2 protein-coding genes and 1 tRNA gene are annotated in these 2003 nt (G+C 52.5%); all 3 read right to left on the bottom strand.

From position 1 onward, the window contains the following. Positions 1-90: 90 nt before the first annotated feature. Positions 91-402, bottom strand: a complete 312-nt coding sequence (gene rpsJ, locus ACIOMO_RS27695) for a 30S ribosomal protein S10 (RefSeq protein ID WP_003186070.1) — start codon at positions 400-402, stop codon at positions 91-93. A 159-nt stretch (positions 403-561) separates the two neighbouring features. Continuing rightward, complete coding sequence (tuf, locus tag ACIOMO_RS27690) at positions 562-1755, bottom strand: elongation factor Tu (protein WP_007918472.1); 1194 nt, start codon at positions 1753-1755, stop codon at positions 562-564. An 84-nt stretch (positions 1756-1839) separates the two neighbouring features. Continuing rightward, positions 1840-1915, bottom strand: a tRNA-Thr gene (locus ACIOMO_RS27685). Positions 1916-2003 lie beyond the last annotated feature (88 nt).

The raw sequence follows: 2003 nt of genomic DNA, 5'->3' as shown, positions 1-2003 counted from the left end.
CAATAGTCATGTTGTAAACCTCATGAGTGTACGGGGCTTTCACGCTCTATGTCCTCCCATTTAAGTGAGTTACACGACTAAGACCGAGTCTTAGCCGAGGCTGATCTGCACTTCCACACCGGCCGCAAGATCAAGCTTCATAAGAGCATCAACGGTTTTATCCGTTGGCTGGACGATGTCCAGAACACGCTTATGAGTGCGGATTTCATACTGGTCGCGCGCGTCCTTGTTGACGTGCGGAGAAACCAGAACGGTGAACCGCTCTTTACGGGTAGGCAGTGGAATTGGACCACGCACTTGAGCACCAGTACGTTTCGCGGTTTCCACGATTTCCTGGGTTGATTGGTCGATCAGGCGATGGTCGAAAGCCTTCAACCTGATACGGATTTGCTGATTTTGCATTGGATTTCAGACTCCGGCTGCTATTCCCACCGAGCGCAATACGCCCGTTAAAAGGAGGCGCAATTCTATAGACGCCCCATATAGGTGTCAACCCAATAAAAAAAGCCCCCGCTGAGCGGGGGCTTTTTCAAAGCATCAAGCAATCTCTATAAAAGAGAATTACGCGATGATTTTGGCTACGACGCCAGCGCCGACGGTACGACCGCCTTCACGGATAGCGAAACGCAGACCGTCTTCCATTGCGATGGTTTTGATCAGGGTGACAGTCATCTGAATGTTGTCACCTGGCATTACCATTTCAACGCCTTCTGGCAGCTCGCAGTTACCAGTCACGTCAGTCGTACGGAAGTAGAACTGTGGACGGTAGCCTTTGAAGAACGGAGTGTGACGACCGCCTTCTTCTTTGCTCAGAACGTAAACTTCTGCGGTGAAAGTGGTGTGCGGCTTAACCGAACCCGGCTTAACCAGAACCTGACCACGCTCAACGTCGTCACGCTTGGTGCCACGCAGCAGAACGCCGCAGTTCTCGCCAGCACGACCTTCGTCGAGCAGCTTGCGGAACATTTCAACACCGGTGCAAGTAGTAACGGTGGTGTCACGCAGACCAACGATTTCCAGCGGATCTTGAACGCGAACGATACCGCGCTCGATACGACCAGTCACAACAGTACCGCGACCGGAGATCGAGAATACGTCTTCGATTGGCATCAGGAACGGCTTGTCAGTCACACGAACTGGTTCTGGGATGTAGCTATCCAGAGTCTCAACCAGTTTCTTGACGGCAGTGGTGCCCATCTCGTTGTCGTCTTTGCCTTCCAGAGCCATACGAGCCGAACCGATGATGATTGGAGTGTCATCGCCCGGGAAGTCGTAGGTGGACAGCAGGTCGCGAACTTCCATCTCAACCAGTTCCAGCAGCTCAGCGTCATCTACCAGGTCAGCCTTGTTCAGGAAAACCACGATGTACGGAACGCCTACCTGACGGGACAGCAGGATGTGCTCACGGGTTTGCGGCATCGGACCATCAGCGGCCGAGCAAACCAGAATAGCGCCATCCATCTGAGCAGCACCGGTGATCATGTTCTTCACATAGTCAGCGTGACCTGGACAGTCAACGTGAGCGTAGTGACGGATCTTCGAGTTGTACTCAACGTGCGCAGTGTTGATGGTGATACCGCGCGCTTTTTCTTCTGGGGCGCTGTCGATCTTGTCGAAATCAACGATTGCCGAACCGAACACTTCGGAGCAAACGCGAGTCAGAGCAGCAGTCAGCGTGGTTTTACCGTGGTCAACGTGACCAATGGTCCCAACGTTGACGTGCGGCAGGGAACGATCAAATTTTTCCTTAGCCATCGATATCACCCTTAACAGAAGAATTGAGCAAACTACATTAGCCATTAAAACAAAGGCAGATATTTTCATATCTGCCTTGTTATATGGAGCTCTTGAGCGGATTTGAACCGCTGACCTCACCCTTACCAAGGGTGTGCTCTACCAACTGAGCTACAAGAGCAAAACACTTTGCACAACCTGCAAACTTGGAGCGGGTAGCGGGAATCGAACCCGCATCATCAGCTGGGACGGCTGTGGGTGTAGCCCGA

The organism is Pseudomonas sp. NPDC087804, assembly GCF_044742965.1.
GTDB classification, from domain to species: Bacteria; Pseudomonadota; Gammaproteobacteria; order Pseudomonadales; family Pseudomonadaceae; genus Aquipseudomonas; species Aquipseudomonas rustica.
The sequence above is the reverse complement of the archived record's forward strand: the minus strand, read 5'-3'. Positions and strand labels throughout refer to the sequence as shown.

Bases quoted from the DNA above. Each gene is read 5' to 3' on its own strand.
- rpsJ (WP_003186070.1), bottom strand. From the start codon at position 402: ATGCAAAATCAGCAAATCCGTATCAGGTTGAAGGCTTTCGACCATCGC.
- tuf (WP_007918472.1), bottom strand. From the start codon at position 1,755: ATGGCTAAGGAAAAATTTGATCGTTCCCTGCCGCACGTCAACGTTGGG.